A 21,667-nucleotide genomic window follows, 5' to 3' on the forward strand; every position below is an offset into this window, starting at 1 on the left:
ACCCCATGATCAGCCTTAAATAATCAGTGTAAATCAGCAAAACAAATGCATATAAAGATCCTTAATATACTCACCTATTAGCTTTGCAATAGCATGTACAAAATCTTTGCACTACTCATATTCCATGCATTTTACGATGCGCTTTGCTTAGCTCAATGATTCATCTCATTTGATATAAGCATAAAAAACTCGGATCGTAATCCAAGTTTCCAATATTGATCAACTACATTTCAATGCCAATTGCATCTAAAATGTTTTATCCATAGCTAGAATCTCCAATGATAGAACACGTCAATGGCTTTTTCTAAAGACTGGCTGGCTTCCAGATATAAACGTTTATTCATTTGATAACGTAAAGTCAGTTTATTCACTGGTGTAAACACCCCCACACCATAACGAATATACAAGTCTGGCGTAATATAACCCGTCAAACTGACCTGAGTATCATCGCCTGTACCTTGTGCATCAAATGACAAACCACTTAAACCAAATGTACGTCCAATTTGGTTGGTAAATGCACGTGTTCCACCTAGCCCCAAACTGATCCCTGCTGCTGCAATCGTATTGTTTACATCCGATTTAAATCCTTCAGCATTACTTAAACCACTGGACCCTTCATTAATACGTCCTGTAATTAAAGCATTCATCGCTTCCTGATCAGACAAACCAGCATCATTATAAACTTGAATGTTTGGACTAGAAGCTGTGCCTGTAATACGTAGACCTACGGTACTGCCAGAAATACTCTTATTGGTATCGACATCCAATGTAGGATTAGACAATGGGCCATTAAAACGAGCAATGGCACGATTTAAGTCTAAGCGCTGACCATAAGCCTCAACGGTTACTTTTTGACTAACACCAATCGCACCATTGGCACGCATTGCAGTTTCCAAACCACGTTGAGAAAGATAAAGACGACCCACCAATGGAATACGACTGTTAAAGCCTTGGAAAATAACTTTATCGCCCAAGTTTACTGAAACATCGGCACGTATAGACCACGGCTGTGCTGCTTTAAGCACGGCCAGCTGATTTTGACCTTCTTTTACAATACGCACATCAGGTGACACATTGACTACGGTTGCACTGGATTCAGGCATTGAAATTAATGCACTAGGTACATCAACTTTACCTTTCACGGTCAGTTTCTTACTTAAAGGTAAAGCATCCAGTTCAATATCGGTATCGACAACCGCAGTAATCAACGGTGCTTGACGAATCAGCAATTTATCGCCATTGAGACGTAATTGTATATGTGGATCATTTTTCCAATCGATACTACCATTAATTTTACCGACACCACGACCACTGTTAAATGCACCATTAATTGTTGCAACGTCTTGACGAATTGAAGTGTAAATCTGAACATTATTCAAATTCACAGGCAGTGAAATCATACTAATTTCACCATTTTTCAAGCGCATTTCACCATCAAACAATGGTTGTGTCAGCGTACCGTTAATTTTTCCTGCAAGCGACAAAGTCCCATCGAGTTTACGTACATCGGCAATAAATGGCTTTAAGATTTTCAACTGAACTTCATTAAATGCCACCTCACCACGCATCGGCTTAGACTCGACATATGGGTTGACAATGACGCTGGCATAGCCTGTTCCGACATTCGGTGCTTTTAAATCAACACGCAACAACAAGCCATCTTTTATGCTTTTCGCAATTACACTGGCTTCGTCATAGTTCATCGAAGTTGAAGGGTCATTTGGATCTTCTGCAGCAATACCAATTTGCCCATTCCGGGTAACCAGCTTAGCATCTAGCTTAGGTTGTGCACCTTTCGCCCATGATGCTTTTGCATAACCATTTAACTTACCTGTCAGTGCCAAACCTTCTGGCATAAACGCGGCAAAATCATTCAGATCTAAATTTTTAGTAACAAAGGAAACATTACCATTTTGCTGACTTGCGCGGATCGGTTGATCAAAACACAATTGGCTTTGCTGACTTGACCAACAATGCTGTCCAACATATAACTCCGATTTTGACGCGTTAAAAATAACAGGAGCATTTTGTTGTTGTAATAAGTGTGCTCTTACTGAGTCAAACTCACCTTTTTGAATCTGCCCTAACCAATCATTTTGCGCATTAAATCCACCTGCAAGCTGTACATAAAACTTAGAATAATAGTTCCATGCCTGAAGCTGTAATAAATGTGCTTTACGTGTGCCAGAAAGTGTAATTCCTGCATGCTGAATTTCACGGTTTCCACTGCGTAAAGTATTCATTTGCGCCACCATTTTCGACGCTACAGTTTCAGAGGTTGGCAATTCACCCTTTAAGCTTAATTTTTTAATGCTTAGACTATCATTAAAACTAAAATTATCGACTGTGAGGTTTGCAGTTGCACTCAAACGTGGCTGTGCTTGTAGATTCAAATAACCATATGCTGTGCCACGTAATCCCGGATAAAGCTCATATAATGCAGGTGCATTGACTTTTAATCGTAGATTCTGTGCATTTCCTGTCGCCTGAACTTGGTTATTGGCATAAGACAAAAATAAGTTATTGGCTTCAAATTGCTGTGGCATCAAGCCTTTTAAATCAGAATTTAAAACAACTGCAAGGTTACCTCGTCCTCTCAATGGTTTGTTATTGATCATGCCTGCAATATTCAATTGTTGAATATTAATTCTCTTCAGACGATCTGACCAATTCCCCTGAGTCTTCACATTCCCAGAAACTTCACCACGCACAGAAGAAACAAAATATTGCGGTTTAAAACGCACCAAAGATGCGTTGATATCCCAACCGATGCCATTGCTGATATGCACCAAGCCATTGGCTAAGATTTTTCCTGCAACACCATCATGCTGTAGCTCAGATATTTTAATTAGCTCTGGTGTACCCGCAACTCTAATCTTTAATAAGCCACTGCCTTGTTTCAGCTGTGACGCATTTAATGCGCCATCATAATTCACTGCAAAGCCTTTAAAAGCACCACCTGCATTGGCATCGTTAAAAATAACTGCGGCTGTACTTTTACCAGTCAATTGGATTGTTTCAGGGTTGGCTTGATTTGCAAGTCGGCCGGTTAAATTAATCGCATCAAAATTAATCAATTGTTGATTTGGTTTTGCAAAACCATTGGCTTTTATCTGCCCATTGATTAAATCTACTGGTGCTGTTGCGACAATACTTTGTGGATTAAAATCTTTTGCATTGAGCAAGGCATTCCATTTTAACTGGCGTTTTTCAGTAGGTAATTCAACGATTGCATTTCCAGATAAACTACCTTTCGTTGCCACATATTCAAATGCTGGTACGTGTAGATCATTGCCTTTTAGGTCTAACTGAGCTGTGTATTTGCCCTCAGGTAAACTGCCTTTTTCATGTTGACGTACAACGGTTGCCACATGAATATTTTGCTGATCGTCAACCAGTGCAACTTCAACCTGACCTTGTTCACTGCTCAACCAGCCCACATAAGGCACTGCTCGGTCAATATTTTTCCAGTTAACACCCAATAACATCGGTTCAGGCTTTTTACCCTTTTGTTCAGCTTGATCTAATTTAACGTTCCAAGCTTCATATTTATCAAAATCAACATTGGCGGTTAAATGCATGCCTTGTTTTAATTCGCCCACTGAACCAATTTTGGCATCAAGCGAAACAGGTAAAAAGTCTTGAATCACTTGTGGGATAATTTTGTCTTTTGGATTGATTCGATCTAAACGGCCTTGCACATCCCAATGCACATGATCTTGCCAACTGACCAAACCTGCAAGATTTAAAGCACCACTCATCAATTGGCCATTTAAATTATTAATATTCAACTGATTGGTTAAATCGGTATGTGCTAAAGCAGTATATTGACCTTGTGGGATATTTTTACCACTAATGTCTGTATTAATATCTAAGTTTAGGCCTTTAACATCGCCTTGAAATTTCGCCAAGCCATTTTTAGACAGTAATTCTTGTTCCTGCAACAACGGCCAATGATAATCTTTAAAAACCAAAGCACCATTCATTGGAACATCATGACGCATCGGATGGATCACCGCCCAACCCGTTAAAAGATCGGGCGTTTTAGTCGCAACACCTGCTTTAATTGTGTCGAGTGAGCCACGCGCATGTACATAAATATCTTCAACATTTAAACTTTTTAAACTTGGGATCCGCAAAATTGCCTTGGCATTCAGCGGATAATCGCCTTGTTTAAAATTCATATTACCTGTCGCGTCTTTTACAGATAAATAGCCCATGTCCATTTTAGAGTTTTCAAACTTCAACTCTGTACCAGACCACAATGCATTTTCTAAATGAATATCGTTAAAATCAATTTTTGTAGATGCGGTTTGAAACTGCATATGATCTACATTTGCTTCATCTAAACGTAAAACAAAGGGTAACTTGATTTCGCTAAACTTAAAGGGTTCATCGCTTGGTGGTGTTTTGCTGATAATTCTTAAATTGTTAACATCAGCATGGCTCAAATGAATTTCTTTATCTAATATTGCGCGCCAACCCAAGGAAACATCCGCACGATCAATTTTGACATCAACCGCAGCGAGAGTGACCAAAACATTTTTAAGTATGATCCCTTGAAGCAAGTTACCGCTTTCATATTGGTAATCAATAATTTTCTGGCTTGAAGCAACCCGATCCAATAAAAACTTACTGCCTTTATCGGTACTAAACATCACAGCCAATGCAGCAATCAATAAAATAATGACCAAAAGCAATGACATCAGAATATTACGCAATATATTGCGCTTCTTCGGTGTCTGCTCTTGCTTTAGTTGATCATTTTGCTGTTCATTTTGAACATCTTGATGTTCTTCATCAGCCATAATATTTCCAGTAATTCTCTTATATTTTTAGTTAATTAAAGTTGTGAACCAATAAAGAAGTGCAGTCGAATTGGGCGAGCAGGATCTGAAACACCTGATGCAACATCAATTCGAATCGGACCAATTGGTGACTTCCAACGGATTCCTAAGCCTAAGCTATATTGGGTATCGTTACTAAATGATTTATCGTAAGCATTACCAAAGTCACTGAATATTGCGCCACGCCAACCCTCTTTAAATTGGTAATTGTATTCCAATGAGCCGACAGCCAAACCTTGACCACCGACTTTATAACCATATTCCGTTGGAGATAAGCTCTTATAATCGAAGCCTCGCAAACTCTGATCTCCACCAGCAAAATATCTTAAATTATAAGGAACTTGTTCAAAATCTTTGGCAAAAATATAGCCGACATTCAAACCACCAACCACCTGATGATTATCATTTTGACCAAAAGAATATAAACCTTTCCAATCTGCACTGGTGATCGCCATATCCGTATCTGAAAGTAAAGATTTACTGCCAAGCTGAATTTTATAACTTTGCTTATATCCGCGTGTTGGATTGATCCGATTATCACTGGTTGTTTTGGTTGCTTCATAACCCAACAACAATGACTGCTGTTCTTGATTTGAACCAGGAATTAAAAAAGCATCAGGAATATTGGCAATATCTACAGGACCATTTTGAGTAACACGGTCTAAGCGGTAACGCACACCAAGAATATGCTGCCACTCTTTTCTTGAACCTTTAATAATACGGTCTACCCCGGCTACCGCAGACTCAATAACCAAATCCATGTCATTACCAATACCATCACGGGTTTCTCGTTCATAACCCGCAACCAAACTGAAATAATCATTTAATGGATGCTTATAAGGAATGTTATAGCGAGCATCAATCGCTTGACGAATTTGTGACAATTCCATATTGGCATCAAAAGAATGCCCTAAATGGTTAACAATCGCACGTCTATATTGGCTACGTAAACGTACCCCTGTATCGGTCCCATAACCAATACCTGTCTCTAAACTGTTTAAGCGATCTGCATTTAAAGTCACAATCACAGGAATCTTTTTATTCTCACGTGCCTGATCTTTTAATAGATCATCATCAGATTCTTTTTCTTTCTGCTGCGCTTGAAGCTGCTTTAAGTTCGGATTGACTTCTTCACCTTGCGTTCCAGCAAACTGATTTTCATTGACCACATTTTGGGTCACTTCTTTATCTGACAAATGTGCTTTATCGGCATTGGTTTGCGCAGACAATGTCGTTTCAGTGATTTTTTGCTGATCTACTAAAGCTTGCAGATCTGCAGGAAGCTCAAGTGGTTTTACAATTGCATCCGGTTTAATCGCATCAACCAAGGTATAGTTAAAATAACGTGAGTTGGTTAAGTTATTGGCCAAACCATTGACACGCCATGCGGTGTAATCTGCACCATCTTCCCACGGCGCTAAGGTTTTTAAGATTTTTAAATCGATTGGGAGCGGCTTAGAAGGATCACTCATCCTGAACTCTACATCTTCGAGTTTATAACGATCGCCCGTTTCGTATTTTAAATCAATTTTGGCTTTGTTTTGTGGTTGTTCAACTTTGACATCATGTAAACGCCAATAACCATCAAAAAATCCATTATTCGATGCTGCATCCACAATTCGGTTTTTGGTAGATTCATAAGCACCATGATTGAGAATATCACCTTCTTCTAAATCAGGAAGTACGCCAATAACTTGGAACTGTGCCAGTTTAGAGCCAGCCCCTGTAAACTCAATATTTTGTTCAGCCACTTTGACTGGATCATGTGGAGTAACTTTAACCCCTAAATGAGTATCATCAATTTTAGTAAACTTGAATTCTGCATTGTAATAACCTACTGCTTGGGCAGCCTGTACCGCCAATGTTCTTAACTGTGGCACCGAGCCATTAAAATCAGAATATGCTTCTTGGGTAAAGGTTCCTAATTTTGCTTTTAAGTTAGTTGCAAGAACCGTAGGCGCACCTGTTACGGAAACACCGATTTTTGGAATTGGTACACCGTTGTCTTGCGGTCCACGGATTTTATTGACTAAACTTTTAAAGAAGCCAGGTTTAGCTTTTTCTTCATCAGTATTGCTCTGTGTATTATCAACCAAGGTTTTACCCGATTGATTTTCTTCTACAGAAATTTTATTGTCCGCACGAATGGTTTGTATAAGCTGATCAACATTGACTGGTGCTTGCGTAATTTCATTTAATTCTTGTTGAGTCGCATTAGTCACTTCGACTTGAGGTGCTTTGGTCACCCCATTACGAAAATTTTGCGCATCCGTTTTCGCATCTTCTGCAACTTTATAAATTTCATTTGCTAAAGACTGATCCACAGCAACAGCAGGTAACTCTTCAAGATCTTCAAATTGGATCGGCTTAAAATCATCTTGCACCCCCATATTTTTTTCTTGTTGTTCAAGCATTTTAACGCTATCGACTTGATCAGTTTGTTGAGCTTGTTGAATTTTCTGATCTAACTGGTCGATCTTTTCGTTGGGTACGCCTTGTTGAATGGCCGCTGATTCTAATTGTTCTTGAGTATTGCTGATTTTTTCAGAACTTGTGTTGATGGTTTCAGAACTTGACGGCAAGTTCTGATTGCTTTGTATTTGATCGGCATAACTGACAGGGATCGCAAAAACACTTAAAAAAACACTTGAACATATCAGTTTATTGATATGATAACGGTCAAAGTGTAAATGTACACTATGTGAAAGCACAGATTTTTTAAAATTAATTTTTGCTGGCATACCAAGCTCGAATGACCTAAATTTATTTGTAGAAAGATCAATTATTAAAAATCTTTCAAATACCCAAACCAATTGGTTTTACACATGATTTAAGTTAAAAAACATGATACATGATTTTGAGAGATAGTTACCATTTCAACACATTTCTTATATATAACTAAATGAAGTCGTCTACAATGGAAAAAAATGAGCATATTTTAGGGACAAGACGTTTTTTACCGATGTTCCTTACCCAGTTTTTTGGCGCCCTGAATGATAATGTTTATAAACAATCATTATTACTCGTCATTACCTATGGTTGGATTCATCATCAGTCTGCCAATATCAGTACACTCAACAATCTCGCTGCGTTACTGTTTATTCTACCCTATTTCATCTTCTCTGCGACCGCAGGTCAAATTGCAGATAAATACGAACGCTCATTTTTAGTCCGAAGTATTAAAATTTTAGAAATCATCATCATGCTGATCGCCTCAGCGGGTTTTTTATTGGGTAATCTTTGGATTTTACTCTTCGCCTTATTTTTAATGGGCACGCATAGTACTTTTTTTGGGCCAATCAAATATGCGATTTTGCCTGAAATTTTAAAACCCAATGAACTGATGTCTGGTAACGCCCTGTTTCAGTCAGGCACATCCATTGCGATTCTAATTGGGATGATTTTAGGCGGCGCAGTCATTTCGCTGTCACAAGGCAATATGATCTGGATTTGCTTAACCATCGTATCTATTGCAGTAGTGGGTTATTTATCCAGTCGTTTTGTCCTTAAACAATCTACTTCAAATGAAGACTTAGAGATCGATTGGAATTTCTTTCGTACCAGTTTCCAAACCATCCGCTATGCTAAAAGTTTACCGTTAATTTTTATCGTACTTTTAGGCAATTCTTGGTACTGGTTTTATGGTGCAACTTATCTCACACAAATCCCGCAGTTAACACAGCAAAACCTACATGCCAATGAAAATGTTGTTAGTTTATTGCTTACATTTTTTTCTGTCGGCATTGGCGTAGGTTCGTTACTGTGCCGTAAAATTGGCGGTGCAGAAGTGAATATCAAAATGGTACCGCTTGGTGCGATTGGCTTAACGCTATTTGCACTCTATTTAGCAGCTAGTTTGGCTTTTGTTCCAGAACGTACCGGTGATCTGATTGCGATTTCTGATATGTTTAATTCAGGGGCAATTTATTATCATGTCATGCTTGCAGTCACCTTATTGGGCATAAGTGGAGGTTTTTATATCGTTCCACTTTATGCCATGATGCAAGCCTATGCCCCAAAATCTCACCGTGCACGTGTGGTTGCGGCAAACAATATTTTTAATGCAATATTCATGGTTTCATCGGCAATTTTTTCTATTCTCATCTTAAGTATTTTGAAAATAGATATTAAAATCTTATTCTGTATCACAGCTGTGCTGAGTGCTATTTTTAGTACTTGGTTATTAATTCGTTTAAAACCATTAATAGCGACAACTCAGGTTTCTTTGGAGGACTAATATGCGTCAATATACTGGCATCGATAAATTGATCAATTCATTTGACCAAGCTTTAAGAAGTTTAGTACCTGGTGCAACTTCGGCACAAAGAAGCAATCCGTCCAATGCAGTAGAAACTAAGCTGGCTGTCAGTGAAGCACGTCATGTTGCAGGCTTAATGCGCGTTAACCATAGTGGTGAAGTCTGTGCTCAAGCGCTTTATCATGGGCAAGCATTAACAGCCAAACTTCCAAATGTACGTCGTGAAATGGAATTTGCAGCAATTGAAGAACAAGATCATTTGGCTTGGTGTGAAGATCGTTTAAAAGAGCTCGACAGTCATACCAGTTTGCTGAATCCTGTATGGTACGGTCTTTCTTTTGGTATGGGTGCGCTTGCTGGCATTGCAGGTGATAAATACAGTTTAGGTTTTGTGGCTGAAACTGAACGCCAAGTCAGCTTACATTTACAACACCATATCAGTCAGCTTCCAGCTCAAGACGAGCGCTCACGTAAAATATTGGTGCAGATGAATGAAGATGAACTGCATCATCGTGATACAGCATTAACTGCTGGTGGTGTAGAGCTGCCTATTCCAGTGAAGATCACCATGACTGCTATTTCTAAACTGATGACCAAGACCAGTTATTTTATCTAATTTATCTAACAGTCTGATTTAACTGATTTACAAGCCCACTTGCTGGGCTCGCTTTTTTAGTATTTTAATAAGGTCTGCTTAACCCACATTTTGATGTAGAGATGTAGGTTAAAAATAAAAAATTACTCAGCAACGCCCAAAAGTAATTTAGCTGTATTCGGTGGCAATTTTGCAGTTGCGACAGGCAATAAAGATGGATTGAGCGGATATTGAGTTCCATCAAATTTCAACATCACTTGCCCATGCTTTCGGCTATAAACCAGCACTTGCTTCCAACCATTATGCATATATGTTGTAGAGTAAACTGGCGTATCCACCAAGGTTGTTTTACTTAAAAAGTCAAACTGGTGATTAGATTTTCCTTGAAAGATCAGCATTGTACAACCACCAGACCCACACCAATCTTGCCCTTTTAAAAGCACGATGGCTTCATCTTGCCCATCTTGATTGAGATCATCAAATGCCACATCAAATAAAGCTTGATCTTGTGTATAAGCATTCACTTTTTGCTTAAGATTGCTATCCCGCTGTTGTAAGCTTTGCACTTCACTTACAGCTTGTACTGGTGTAACAGATTGTTCAGGTAAATGGCGACATGCACTAAATAAAAGCACACAACTGAATAATGCCAAGGGCTTAAAATACATTGTTTTTTAACCTATTTATTTTAAAGACTATAAAATGATAACTGGAAATTGATCTGCGGAATGTTTGAATAATGCATCTTCCCAAAGATCAGACATCGGCACTTTAACATCCAACGCCAATGGTAGTTTCTTTGGATTAAATTGCATTGCAGTTAAATGAGATCCCCATGCAATGAGATCAATATCCAAGGAAATTTGATGTGATGGGCGTACACGACCTGATTCTGCTTCCATCTTTTTTAATAAAGACAGCATTTCATCTACAGACAGCTGACTTTGAACCAAACATGCAGCATTCCAATAATCTGCACCAATTCCATCACGGCATGGAATCAAATAGATTGGAGAAAATGACACCATTCCCAAATGGGCAATCTGAGCAAATGCTTTTTGAAAATTTTGTTGTGGATCGCGATTACTCGCTAGAGCTAGGGCGAATATCATTTCGGTGTCGTTCAAGACGAATTCCTACAGAATTTGCTTGCGGGATAATGGCAGGCTTACGGATCGTAATCATAATCGATTCAATAGGCGGAAAGGTAGAGAAAAGCGTATTCAACACCAATTTGGCCGCATGTTCGATCAATTTTGGCGCAGCATCCTGAATCACTTTGGCAGAAATTTCACAAATTTCTGCATAGTTCAACGTATCGACCAATTCATCTGAGTTAGACGCTTGTTCTAAACTGGTTTGAATGTGGAGATCCAACATTAAAGGTTGAATAATTTGCCGTTCCCAATTGAAGCAGCCAATCACCGTCTCAACTTTCAACCCTTCAATGATAATTGCATCCATGACGTTTATAAATTCTCAATTTAAATAAAAAATACCCTTTTAAAAAGGGCCAAGTAAGATTTTACAATCAAACTCAACCAGCTTTTCACAAAGGGGAAACATCTATATCAATGTTTTAACAGCGACACAGGATCAATATTTTGCACCATCTGTAAACGTTGGTCAGCATAAATATCGGTATATGGCGCAAGAACACGCATAAAACGATCAAAATAGAGCATTTGCTTAAATAATAAGGCAAAGTCACGCGGGAAACGAATACCATGACGCTCGCCTACACCCACCATATCCATCATGATGTCATTTAAATCCGATGGATTAGACGTCATAATTTTTTGTGGATCTGCAAGCAGTACCCCACTAAATAAACGCTCTAAATCTTCTGCTAAAACCTGTGTATCGACTTGAGTGCTGGTCATGCCCATACCCAACATATTTTCAGCCATCAACTTGTAATCAGTCTTTTGCAAAGCATCCATAAATGCCATACATGCTTGCCAAACTTCAGGTTTTAACTGTCCAACGATACCAAAATCAATAAAACCAATACGGCCATCTTCAAGCAACATCAGATTACCTGCATGCAAATCAGCATGGAAAGACTGGCATAACATCAAACTACCAAACCAAGTATTCATGGCGGTAATCAGCACTTGAGATGGATCTTTCGCGACCTTTCTCACCACATCAAAATCAGTCAGTGGCACACCATACAAGCGTTGCATGGTAAGTACACGACGTGTTGAAAATTGATGATAGACCTTTGGTGCGGTTGCTGCAGTGTTTTGCGACACATTGAGATAATTCACAAAATCATCTAAATTTTGTGCTTCTTCAATAAAATCAACTTCACGTACCATCCGTGTTTTAATTTCATCAACAATATCGGCTAATGAAGCGAATTTTACTTTTGGAATTGCTTTTTCCAACACCTTTGTTGCCCAATGCAATACATTTAAATCGGTATAAAGAATAGTTTCTACACCTGGTTTTTGCACTTTAATTACAACATCTTCACCGGTCACCAATTTGGCCGCATGAACCTGAGCAATGGACGCTGAAGCAAGAGGCTTTTCATCGATGGATGCAAAGATTTCACTTAAATTACGTCCAGCAAATTCTTGTTCCAACACGTCTTGAACATAGCTAAAAGGTAAATAAGGCGTTTGATCTAAACAGCCTTGAAACTCTTCAACATATTCACGAGGAAATAAAGATGGTGTACTGGCAATAAATTGACCCAATTTAATATAAGTTGAGCCTAATGATTCAAAAGTTTCACGCATCAGTTTGGCATTACTTGGTTTTTCAGTGGCGTATTTAATGCCAGCTTTGGCTGCGATAACGGCAGTTTCCCCAACTCGGGCAACTGAACGCAGACCATCTAAAAAGATATTATTTTTCATAATGTCAACATTAAATTGAATTTGTATAAGTGTAGCAAATTAATCAGCATTTGCAGTATGGCTTGCCTGACAGTTTGTACAATCTCTATCTTTTTCAAAGGCTAAAATTCGTTGTTTCATTGTTAATCCATCCCAAAGCATCAGTTTTTGTTTCAATGGGGTTTTTGCTAAACCTAAATATAGAAGTGCATGATGTGCCTGTAAACTTGCCATGACATTGGGTGTGGTGGCCAATACACCTGAATCAGCACAACGTAGACTTTCATTATGTTGTTGCGCTTTGGGAAATAAGCATTCATAACAAGCTGAGCCACCTTCAACCATAAAAAGCTGACCTTGGAAACCAATCGCAGATGCACTAATCAGCGGGATATGCAGCTGGGTACAGATGTGGTTCACCAGATAACGGGTAGTAAAATTATCGCAACCATCTAAGACTAAATCTTGCTGAGCAATCAATGCCTGCGCATTATTTTCATCCAATTTACTGGTATAGCTTTCTACTTGGATAAAAGGATTAATTGTTTGCAATCTCTTCGCCAAGATCTCCGATTTATAAAACCCGACATCTTGCGCAATATAGGCAATTTGTCTTTGTAAATTACTGATTTCAACCGTATCAGCATCGATCAGACTAATTTTTCCAACACCTGCACGCGCCAACAATTCGGCAGTGGTACACCCTATTCCACCGCAACCAACAATCAGCACATTGGCGAGTTTTAATTTTTCCTGTGCCTCAATATCCCAACCATCCAGCAGAATTTGACGGGAATAGAGATGCATTTCAGATTCGGTAAGTTCTAGATCGTGTTCAAGCATTGGTGGATAAACTTTTCAATTTTAATCAGTATAAAGTAAAAATTTTATAGAGGAGCAATTACTAAAATAATCTTTAATCCTTTGGGTTAGGTTTTATCAATTCGCTCAATGTTTTCAACAGGTCATTTGCAAAATCATCGTGATATAGCTCAACACAGAATACAGTTAGACTTAAACTCATTCCTTTTCTATAACCTAGCATTTTATGATATTTATTCTCAAAAATGATTCAAATATTGAAAAACTATAAAAATCAATCTACATTAATACAGAAAATTTTTTCAAGCTGGATAAAAATATGGAACTGGATCGTTACGACAAACAAATTTTAGAAATTTTAACCCATGAAGACATCAATCTAAATGAATTGTCAGAACGTATTAACCTGTCGGTAAGTTCTGTCCATCGTCGTATCAAACACTTGATCGAAACCGATATCATGACCAATCTAAAGCGTGATATTAATTTTGAAAAATTAGGTTTTAAATTACATGTCATTTTACAAATTTCCCTAAGTAAACATGATACTGATACCTTTGCTAAATTTTTAGAAGAACTCGAAAACATCCCTGAAGTGATTAACGCCTTTTTAGTGACTGGGCAAACTGCTGATTTCCTTGTAGAAGTTATCGCAAAAGATATGGAGAATTACAGTGAAATTTTACTTAAACGTATTGGTAAAATTGAGCACGTGGTTGCACTACATTCAAGCTTTGTGATTAAAGAATATAAACGCGTGTTTAATTGTACTGGCCTACTCAATCGAATTTAAATTATGTATTGAGTCCGTTTAGTTTCCACACGATGAATAGAATGGACTTAAAAGTTTACGAAGCAAAGCTACTCTCATTGGTCTTAAACATTGGTTTTATGATGTTTTAAATAAGTAGAATTTAAAAATCAAAGATATCACATTGTATTTGAATGGATCTTTTTATGAGATTTTATTTAGCCGAAGAATATCAACCACTATGTCATGCACGGTTTGCGTATTATCAAACTCAAATCAAAGCACTTTTAACCAATGCAGAGATTGAGCACATTGGCGCCTCTTCGATTCCAAATGCAATCTCTAAAGGAGATTTAGACATTTATATTGCAGTGGATCAATCTGAATTTAATGATGCAATTCAAAAACTTTATGGCTTAAATTTTCAAGAAAAATTAGCAACACTGAGAACGGATCAACTGTGTATGTTGGAATCGCTCAATGGTGATGATGTCGCCTTTCAACTGGTTGTCAAAGGTTCTGAATTTGAGTCATTTATTAAGTTTAGAGATCGACTCAGGCAATCGCCTGAACTGGTGCAAACGTACAATAATCTAAAAAAGCGTTGTGAAAATTTAGATATGATCGATTATCGGATTGAAAAAAATAAATTTATTTCCGCTGTTTTAAACCAGCAATAAATTCTCTCAATAAAAAACGCACCAAAAGGTGCGATTAACATTCAATTAAATCAATATGTTGTAATTTTATTGCACTCAATATTTTCATTTATTAAATTTAAAAAATAATCATGTTTTATTAAAAATTTTATCATCATTGCACTGCCTGAATCACTCTTAACTAGATAAGATTTATTACTGATGCTCAGATTGTCAGTATCAGTAATGTTCTCTTTTAAATTCTGTACGAATTCCAGTAAATTAAGATTAACAAAATTTGAGGCTACCATAACAATTTGGGGCAAAATTTTGTCCATTAAGCTGAAGGTTAGATAGATTCATTTGTAGGGGAGCAACATTTGATAAATTTACATTTCCAATATTTGCATCAAGGCCATTTCCACTAATAATTCCACCAAGATCATTTGTTCTGGCAGGATTTTGCTGTAAATAATCTCCAGCTTTCGTAGCAAATTGACCAAGCAATGGCTCAATACTTAATTTTTGGGTTGGTTCTACTCGACCTATACTGATAGGATCTGCAAGTGCTAACCACCAACCTGGCTGTGCAATATTTAAGGATTCAGAACCTGGCCACAATAAACTCTGATTTTGTAAGCTTAAAGATGCAGCCGAATTCACCTGTAAGCTATGAATAAAGCCAAGAGCTTCTTGAAAATTTACAGTCGCTTTTGCACCACTTACTGAACCACTCATTTTGATATTAGTAAATTGACGCCCTGTTGGTGCTGCTAAACAAGCAGGAATTAAAAAAACCGTGTTTTGACATCCTGTTATCTTAGCGTCTACGGGATTACCAGCTGTGTATACTGCTGTTGTGGTTCCATTTGCATCAAAGGTTGTTCTACCTATTGCTGGATAATCATTTCCTGTCCCTAAATTGATAGTTGGAATATCAACAGATGCAGATAAGCCAACTGATGTCTTACGATTTCCTACAACAACAATTTGGGAAGTTTCAAAAGGAAGGTTATTCATTTCTGGAATACTGAATCCCCCTCCAGTTGTGATAAAACTTGCATTTGCTAATCCAATTGCAACTAAGTTGCCTTTAATTGGATATGTAGCTAGATTCATAAACTGTGCAGCAGTATCGGCATATCCTTTAATTTTACTTTGTTCTGCAACAGTAGTACCAATACCTGACTGTACTTTCATGTATCCAGAGAAACTATTTAGTCCATTCGCAACAGATGAATTTTCTGTTCCTAAAGTCAGCAGACCTAGTATTTTCTCGGCACTCAGTCTCAATCCTACCATTTCTCTTGTTGATGACTGACCAGGATTTTTAATTGCAAACTCAATGAAAGGGTTAGTTAATTTTGCACTGGAACTTGCTCTGCCAGAATTAGTATCAGAAATACCACTTAAACTTAAATTATCAATATCAAGGTCACATCCACCAGCCCCGTTCAATCCCCCACAACCTAGTTGTAATTTTTTAATATTAGCATTCAACTCTAGTTCTGCTTCCAAACCTAAGCGATAAAAACCGATATTCTGGCTACCGCCAGTGCGCTGTCTTTCCAAGTTATCTGAATCATTAGGTGCAATAAAAGACATACTCATTAAAGCCTGACCAGTAGTCGCTGACATTTCACTTTCTGACATAGGTTGAAAAGTTTCAGAACTTGCATAAACTGAATAGTTGCTAAAACAGATTAATCCCAAAAAAGCATTTGATAAAAATACCTTTTTCATTATAAAAATCCTTTTTTCATTGTAAGAATGCTTATTAGTTTAAAAATTCAAACAATTACTTTTATTAATAATCGTAATGCAATTTTGCTGTAATTGTATACTTTTTTTTATTCTTCTCAAACTCTTTTTAATTTACCTAAACATTCTAATGTATAAAAATTTTGACTATTGAAGACTGTGGTCTATAACTAAAAAGAGAACTCCAGCATTGCCCACCGTGAGTGGGTTTTTATCTCAAAATCCGATCTTAAATTCACCATACGCAAGCTTTATAATTGTTTTGTCAAAATTTTCATTATAGTTTTTGCATTTTTAATAGTTTTTTCCAGCATTATTCCTAAGGATAAAACTCTATCCAAAGAACCTTAGTACATCATTCAAACCACTACACTCGTTGTATTTAGCAACGGTATAACGATCCTTAGCGTGATTTCTTTACCCTGCCCTAATTTCAATTTAAGGAGTTTAGGGCAAAGTATCATTTAGATATCTGTAGTTTCAAATATGCTGTATTAAAGTAATTTTAGAAAATATTAACTAGTAGAAAAAATTAATTTCATTAAGTATTCGTCTTCCCTCTCAAGAAATTCTTTCTCTTCTAAATTACATGAAAATGCTTCAAAATATGATTAATTACTTGAATTACACTCTCTTTGTTAAAATTTTCAATGTTAACTAAAATCGACAGTGCATCAGAAATTTCATTCAGGCTAAAAGAGTATTCAAATCGTCCAATTTCAATTAGATCTTTGATTGATTGATCAACAGAAGCAATATTGATCTCATCTTGTTGAAGGATTTTATTTAAATTTAGTCAAATGAAAAATAACTTATAAACTATTGTTTTTTATTTAATAAATTAAATTAAAACGCGTAATAATAAAAAACGCACCCAAAGGTGCGTTTTATCAACTCAAATCAGACTTAACTGTCTAATTCAGCCAATACTTCATCTGTGAATTCAACATTGGTATATACGTTTTGAACATCATCAAGATCTTCAAACATATCAATCATTTTCACAATGAGTTTTGCTTGATCCACATCAGCAATCAATGCTTTTGTTGATGGGCTCATGACCACTTCTGCATTATCAGATTTTAAACCAGCAGCAGTCAAAGCATCTTGTACATCACCAAAACTTTCTGGTGTAGTGATTACTAAGATTTCATCTTCGTTCACTTCGATATCTTCAGCACCAGCTTCCAAAGCCACGTCCATGATTTTATCTTCCAAAGAAACATCTTCAAAAGTAATCTCACCACGTTTGGTAAACATGTATGCCACTGAACCCGCAGTACCTAAGTTACCATTGGTTTTAGAAAAACAATGACGTACATCAGGCACAGTACGATTAAGGTTATCTGTCATGGTTTCTACGATAACCGCAACACCACCCACACCATAACCTTCATAAGTGACTTCTTTTAAGTCATCGTTATCTTCACCACCAGCACCACGCTGGATAGCGCGGTTGATCGTGTCACGTGTCATATTCACTGAAAGTGCTTTTTCGACAACAGCACGTAGACGAGGGTTACTTCCCACATCAGGACCGCCAAGTCTTGCTGCTGTGGTTAATTCACGAATATATTTGGTAAAGACTTTACCACGACTTGCATCTTGTTTTGCTTTGCGATGCTTAATATTGGCCCACTTGGAATGACCCGCCATGCGAAATATGCTCCTGTAGATTGGCTTTATGCCATATCAAATTGCGACAATTCTACCATAAGCACTTTTTTATGAGAAAGTGCTTATTTTTTAGATTTAATGCAAATTAAGAATTTTTTGCTTCAGGAATCACAATATCGAGTCCTGTATGTTCTTTATATAGACGTTTAATTTCTGCTAAGTCTTGATCTAGATCTGTTGGGTAAATTTTTCCAAAGATCCCGCCCTGTTTTGTTTTGGAGTTTGCATACATCAAAACAATAGGAACACCGGCTGCTTTTGCGATATGCCAAAAACCAGTACGGATCGGTTTACGTGCTTGCCCACGTTCTGCGCGAGTCGCTTCTGGCGCAATCACCAAATTAAATTCTTCATTACTCTGAAACAGATCAACCATTTGTGAAACGATATCTTTGTTTGACTTACGGTCTACAGGAATACCACCAATTCTTTCTAAAATCGGTTTTAAAGGACCTTTAAATAATTCTTTTTTAATTAAAGTATGGATTTTAATGTCATGAATTTGAAAAATTGCCAATGACAACACAGCATCCATCATGGATGTATGTTCAAAACCGATGATGACTTGTTTTTTTTCTAATACACTTTGATCAACTTCATATGACCAACCTGAGAGCTTAAAAGTAAGTTCTCCCAACATCTTTTTCATAAATACCTGACATCATAAAATCATAATTTGCGAATTGTCCGAGTAAAAGCTTAAAAAGACAATCTCTATTGTGCTTATTTTTTACATTTGTATATTTATTTTTGTCATTTTAAACACTTGTTTTGCTACACCAAAATGTATGCTTAAAATAGAAAACCGTTAAACGCACCAATATCATCTAACTTCCTCTAGAACAAAAATATAAATTTTTCATAAAAAACATCCATATAAATCATAATCTCAATAATAAGGTTCAAATCAATATTTTTTATCTGGTTAAAATCATTTAGACTTTAGTCTTGATTGCGCCATAAGCTCAAAAATTTTACCTGCAAAAGGATTGCAATATGTTGATGCCTCTCTTTGGCGTAAGTGCCTTAGTCTTTGTTTTGATTTGCACATGGAGCATATTTGAAATTTATTTAGAAAAACGAAAAAAGTAACACTGCATACTATTCCCGCTCAATAGCCACAAACTTCGCTAGATCATCGTATACCGCAACACACTCAGCAGCAGCTCTCATTGACTCAAAGCTTAGATCATCGTTAAAAGCACTCGATTAATTTTCAATTGTGTTTAAGTTTCTAATCATTCGATTCTATTTCAGTCATTCTCACCAAAAAATAAATCAGAGCCATCAAGCATTAAAACTGCTTCTAAAAATTTCTCTCGACAAAGTTTAAAAATCACTTTAAATAGATACACTTAATTAAATACATCTAAAGCATATAAAATAAATGGGGATCTATGAATAATCTACTACATATCTATGCATTTTGTGTGGTTTTGCTTTTTTTTAAAATGCTTGCAATCTCTTGTTATCAAGGATTTTATCGTATAAAGAATAAAGCGTTTAAAAATACCGAAGATGCTAATTTTGTCAGTGTCCAAGCCCGACCCGAAGAGCTGCCACAAGTAACCAGAGCCAGCCAAGCTTGGGCAAATGATTTAGAAAATATTCCCGTGTTTTGGGTGCTTGGAGGGCTTTGTATTGCATTAAACCTAAGCAGTGATTTTATTGTCTGGATCTTTTGTATTTTTACGATTGCAAGAATCACACATACAATCACCTATCTCAGTGCAATGCAACCATGGCGCAGTATTTCTTATGCTGTTGGAATAATCTGTCTTATTATTTTGGCGATTCAAATCATAATCACATGTATTGGATTTTAAATAAATGCAAATCAATAGGCATTAACTGATCATTTTATGCTTTATTCGCTATTTTATAATAGTTAATTTCTTTATAAGTTGTATTTTATAGTTGGAAAAATAATACAACTTATATCGATAATTCACCAAAATATTCTATGAATAATAATTAAATTTAGATTTACTAATCTATGCTGTAATTTTTTTAATATAATCAAAAGTAAAGTAAATTTATCAAAAAGTAAAACTATGTCACTATTTTGTAATACTTTATTTATATAAAAAATATACTTAAAAATACATTATTTTCAAACAACTCTATGATTTTATGTTTTTTATATTACTTTTCGATCATTATTAATTAACTTCTAAGTCTTAATACTGTTTTTAAATTAGAGTTTTTACTCTACTTATTGGTTGTTTTATGTAATTTTAATAATCTCATTGTCAAGAAGACAGTGATTGTATTTAAAAGGATGAATTCAAGTGAAAACAAAAAAGATCTTTCAAAAAGCCGTCATTACAACCTCACTCATTTGTATTGCGGGAATAAGTCAAGCTGAAGATTTTAAACGCTTCTCGGTTTCTTCAGGTTGGTTACATATGTCATCAATGGGGAAAGCACAACCTTTTAGGATTAATACCTCTGTAGGTAATGGTACTAAAGCTGCGGTGGGTGTAATTTCAGGCAAAACGATTATAGATAATCTCGATCAATCGCGTATTGATGCGATGGATCCCAACCTTATTAGCATACTCAACATGCCGAGTAATGAGGAAGGACGGTATGTATTTGATGATCTGTTGGATGCAATTATGGCAGATGACCCAACATTAATAGACCAATTAACAGGAATTGCTGAAATCAATGGGATTGCCCATTGGTCAGCGGATGCTGGTTTGGAAGTTGAGGATGTAGACACGTTAGGTATGATGTTTACTTATAATGTCACCGACAATGTTGCTGTTCAATTGATTGCAGGGATTCCACCAAAAGTTGATCTAAAAGGAAAAGGTACTGTTTATGCACCCTTTTCAGCAGCTTCTCAACCACTCGGTGGCATTGCAGGCGATTTGTATTTAAAAAACAATCTTTTAATTACAGATTTGGATAGTTATAACACTGCTGCATCTGCTAGAGCTTGGACGCCTGCCATACAAGCGCAGTACTATTTTGGTAAATCTGGTGTCAATAAGTTCAGACCATTTGTAGGTGCTGGTTTAATGTATGCCTACTTCAATGATATCGAAATCAATTCAGGAATTGAAAATGATTTGATACGTGCTGGACATATGATTCAAAACATTCATGATGGTAAAGCAGGTGCTTCTTTAGAAGGAAAGCCATCGAGCGGCAACATGAAAGTTAAAGTAGATGCAACTGATGCCATTGCTCCGATTGTTACTGCTGGTTTTACCTATGACTTTAAACAAAACTGGTTTGCTACAGCCTCTATTTCTTATGCGAAGTTAGACAATACGGCAACCATTACTGTCCTAAACACCAACAACAATGCAAAGCTCATTCAGGCTAAAACTAAAATTGAGATCGACCCACTGATCACTTACCTTGGTGTAGGTTATCGTTTCTAAGTCTATCTGTTAAAACCTAAAGCCATTACAGTGACTTAAATACTGTAATGGCTTCATTTATAATTAATTTC

16 protein-coding genes are annotated in these 21,667 nt (G+C 36.7%); 6 read left to right on the top strand and 10 right to left on the bottom strand.

The features are described 5' to 3' along the window. Window positions 1-266: 266 nt before the first annotated feature. Both CQZ96_RS04310 and CQZ96_RS04315 read right to left on the bottom strand, forming a co-directional pair. The gene (locus tag CQZ96_RS04310) at window positions 267-4,808 is read right to left on the bottom strand and encodes a translocation/assembly module TamB domain-containing protein (RefSeq protein ID WP_105712812.1); all 4,542 of its coding nucleotides are present in this window, start codon (window positions 4,806-4,808) and stop codon (window positions 267-269) included. A gap of 35 nt (window positions 4,809-4,843) precedes the next feature. After that, window positions 4,844-7,588: an autotransporter assembly complex protein TamA gene (locus CQZ96_RS04315; RefSeq protein ID WP_004720989.1), complete on the bottom strand. Its 2,745-nt coding sequence runs from the start codon at window positions 7,586-7,588 to the stop codon at window positions 4,844-4,846. A gap of 176 nt (window positions 7,589-7,764) precedes the next feature. Between CQZ96_RS04315 and CQZ96_RS04320 the strand changes: the two genes are divergently transcribed. Together CQZ96_RS04320 and coq7 are read left to right on the top strand one after the other, a co-directional pair. Then, entirely contained in the window at window positions 7,765-9,084 is a 1,320-nt protein-coding gene (locus tag CQZ96_RS04320) for an MFS transporter (RefSeq protein ID WP_004720991.1), read from the top strand. A 1-nt stretch (window position 9,085) separates the two neighbouring features. Further along, the gene (gene coq7 / locus CQZ96_RS04325; RefSeq protein ID WP_004720993.1) at window positions 9,086-9,721 is read left to right on the top strand and encodes a 2-polyprenyl-3-methyl-6-methoxy-1,4-benzoquinone monooxygenase; all 636 of its coding nucleotides are present in this window, start codon (window positions 9,086-9,088) and stop codon (window positions 9,719-9,721) included. 122 nt (window positions 9,722-9,843) lie between these two features. On the opposite strand, the gene CQZ96_RS04330 is transcribed toward coq7, so the two are convergent. From CQZ96_RS04330 to CQZ96_RS04350, 5 genes are all read right to left on the bottom strand, one after another. Further along, on the bottom strand, window positions 9,844-10,368 hold the full coding sequence (locus CQZ96_RS04330; RefSeq protein WP_105712813.1) for a hypothetical protein: 525 nt from the start codon (window positions 10,366-10,368) through the stop codon (window positions 9,844-9,846). A gap of 27 nt (window positions 10,369-10,395) precedes the next feature. Continuing rightward, window positions 10,396-10,827 (bottom strand): 2-amino-4-hydroxy-6-hydroxymethyldihydropteridine diphosphokinase, encoded by a 432-nt coding sequence (locus CQZ96_RS04335; RefSeq protein WP_105712814.1) that lies wholly within the window; start codon window positions 10,825-10,827, stop codon window positions 10,396-10,398. Next, window positions 10,784-11,164: a dihydroneopterin aldolase gene (gene folB, locus CQZ96_RS04340; RefSeq protein WP_004720998.1), complete on the bottom strand. Its 381-nt coding sequence runs from the start codon at window positions 11,162-11,164 to the stop codon at window positions 10,784-10,786. The genes CQZ96_RS04335 and folB overlap by 44 nt, the downstream gene beginning before the upstream one ends. A 107-nt stretch (window positions 11,165-11,271) precedes the next feature. Then, on the bottom strand, window positions 11,272-12,570 hold the full coding sequence (locus CQZ96_RS04345; RefSeq protein ID WP_004721001.1) for an ABC1 kinase family protein: 1,299 nt from the start codon (window positions 12,568-12,570) through the stop codon (window positions 11,272-11,274). Between the two features lie 39 nt (window positions 12,571-12,609). Then, entirely contained in the window at window positions 12,610-13,392 is a 783-nt protein-coding gene (locus CQZ96_RS04350) for a HesA/MoeB/ThiF family protein (protein WP_105712815.1), read from the bottom strand. 298 nt (window positions 13,393-13,690) lie between these two features. Here CQZ96_RS04350 and CQZ96_RS04355 point away from each other — a divergent pair, with 298 nt between their 5' ends. Together CQZ96_RS04355 and CQZ96_RS04360 are read left to right on the top strand one after the other, a co-directional pair. Continuing rightward, the gene (locus CQZ96_RS04355; RefSeq protein WP_004721004.1) at window positions 13,691-14,164 is read left to right on the top strand and encodes an Lrp/AsnC family transcriptional regulator; all 474 of its coding nucleotides are present in this window, start codon (window positions 13,691-13,693) and stop codon (window positions 14,162-14,164) included. A gap of 164 nt (window positions 14,165-14,328) precedes the next feature. Beyond that, entirely contained in the window at window positions 14,329-14,802 is a 474-nt protein-coding gene (locus CQZ96_RS04360; protein WP_105712816.1) for a GrpB family protein, read from the top strand. A gap of 246 nt (window positions 14,803-15,048) precedes the next feature. On the opposite strand, the gene CQZ96_RS04365 is transcribed toward CQZ96_RS04360, so the two are convergent. The 3 genes from CQZ96_RS04365 to CQZ96_RS04375 all read right to left on the bottom strand — a co-directional run bounded on the left by CQZ96_RS04365 (window position 15,049) and on the right by CQZ96_RS04375 (window position 18,847). Continuing rightward, complete coding sequence (locus CQZ96_RS04365) at window positions 15,049-16,503, bottom strand: hypothetical protein (RefSeq protein WP_004721014.1); 1,455 nt, start codon at window positions 16,501-16,503, stop codon at window positions 15,049-15,051. 924 nt (window positions 16,504-17,427) lie between these two features. After that, window positions 17,428-18,177 carry a YebC/PmpR family DNA-binding transcriptional regulator gene (locus tag CQZ96_RS04370; RefSeq protein ID WP_004721018.1) on the bottom strand — a complete coding sequence of 250 codons (750 nt, stop codon included), beginning with the start codon at window positions 18,175-18,177 and terminating at the stop codon, window positions 17,428-17,430. 106 nt (window positions 18,178-18,283) lie between these two features. After that, on the bottom strand, window positions 18,284-18,847 hold the full coding sequence (locus tag CQZ96_RS04375) for a 1-acyl-sn-glycerol-3-phosphate acyltransferase (RefSeq protein ID WP_105712817.1): 564 nt from the start codon (window positions 18,845-18,847) through the stop codon (window positions 18,284-18,286). A gap of 748 nt (window positions 18,848-19,595) precedes the next feature. On the opposite strand from CQZ96_RS04375, the gene CQZ96_RS04380 reads away from it, so the two are divergent. After that, complete coding sequence (locus tag CQZ96_RS04380) at window positions 19,596-20,024, top strand: MAPEG family protein (RefSeq protein WP_105712818.1); 429 nt, start codon at window positions 19,596-19,598, stop codon at window positions 20,022-20,024. A gap of 465 nt (window positions 20,025-20,489) precedes the next feature. After that, the gene (locus tag CQZ96_RS04385) at window positions 20,490-21,596 is read left to right on the top strand and encodes an OmpW/AlkL family protein (protein ID WP_004721026.1); all 1,107 of its coding nucleotides are present in this window, start codon (window positions 20,490-20,492) and stop codon (window positions 21,594-21,596) included. Window positions 21,597-21,667 lie beyond the last annotated feature (71 nt).

Source organism: Acinetobacter sp. MYb10, assembly GCF_002980175.2.
Classification (GTDB): Bacteria; Pseudomonadota; Gammaproteobacteria; order Pseudomonadales; family Moraxellaceae; genus Acinetobacter; species Acinetobacter guillouiae.

Excerpts from the sequence above, each read along its gene's own strand:
- CQZ96_RS04310 (WP_105712812.1), bottom strand. The coding sequence starts at position 4,808 with ATGGCTGATGAAGAACATCAAGATGTTCAAAATGAACAGCAAAATGAT.
- CQZ96_RS04315 (WP_004720989.1), bottom strand. The coding sequence starts at position 7,588 with ATGCCAGCAAAAATTAATTTTAAAAAATCTGTGCTTTCACATAGTGTA.
- CQZ96_RS04320 (WP_004720991.1), top strand. The coding sequence starts at position 7,765 with ATGGAAAAAAATGAGCATATTTTAGGGACAAGACGTTTTTTACCGATG.
- coq7 (WP_004720993.1), top strand. The coding sequence starts at position 9,086 with ATGCGTCAATATACTGGCATCGATAAATTGATCAATTCATTTGACCAA.
- CQZ96_RS04330 (WP_105712813.1), bottom strand. The coding sequence starts at position 10,368 with ATGTATTTTAAGCCCTTGGCATTATTCAGTTGTGTGCTTTTATTTAGT.
- folB (WP_004720998.1), bottom strand. The coding sequence starts at position 11,164 with ATGGATGCAATTATCATTGAAGGGTTGAAAGTTGAGACGGTGATTGGC.
- CQZ96_RS04345 (WP_004721001.1), bottom strand. The coding sequence starts at position 12,570 with ATGAAAAATAATATCTTTTTAGATGGTCTGCGTTCAGTTGCCCGAGTT.
- CQZ96_RS04350 (WP_105712815.1), bottom strand. The coding sequence starts at position 13,392 with ATGCTTGAACACGATCTAGAACTTACCGAATCTGAAATGCATCTCTAT.
- CQZ96_RS04355 (WP_004721004.1), top strand. The coding sequence starts at position 13,691 with ATGGAACTGGATCGTTACGACAAACAAATTTTAGAAATTTTAACCCAT.
- CQZ96_RS04360 (WP_105712816.1), top strand. The coding sequence starts at position 14,329 with ATGAGATTTTATTTAGCCGAAGAATATCAACCACTATGTCATGCACGG.
- CQZ96_RS04365 (WP_004721014.1), bottom strand. The coding sequence starts at position 16,503 with ATGAAAAAGGTATTTTTATCAAATGCTTTTTTGGGATTAATCTGTTTT.
- CQZ96_RS04370 (WP_004721018.1), bottom strand. The coding sequence starts at position 18,177 with ATGGCGGGTCATTCCAAGTGGGCCAATATTAAGCATCGCAAAGCAAAA.
- CQZ96_RS04375 (WP_105712817.1), bottom strand. The coding sequence starts at position 18,847 with ATGAAAAAGATGTTGGGAGAACTTACTTTTAAGCTCTCAGGTTGGTCA.
- CQZ96_RS04380 (WP_105712818.1), top strand. The coding sequence starts at position 19,596 with ATGAATAATCTACTACATATCTATGCATTTTGTGTGGTTTTGCTTTTT.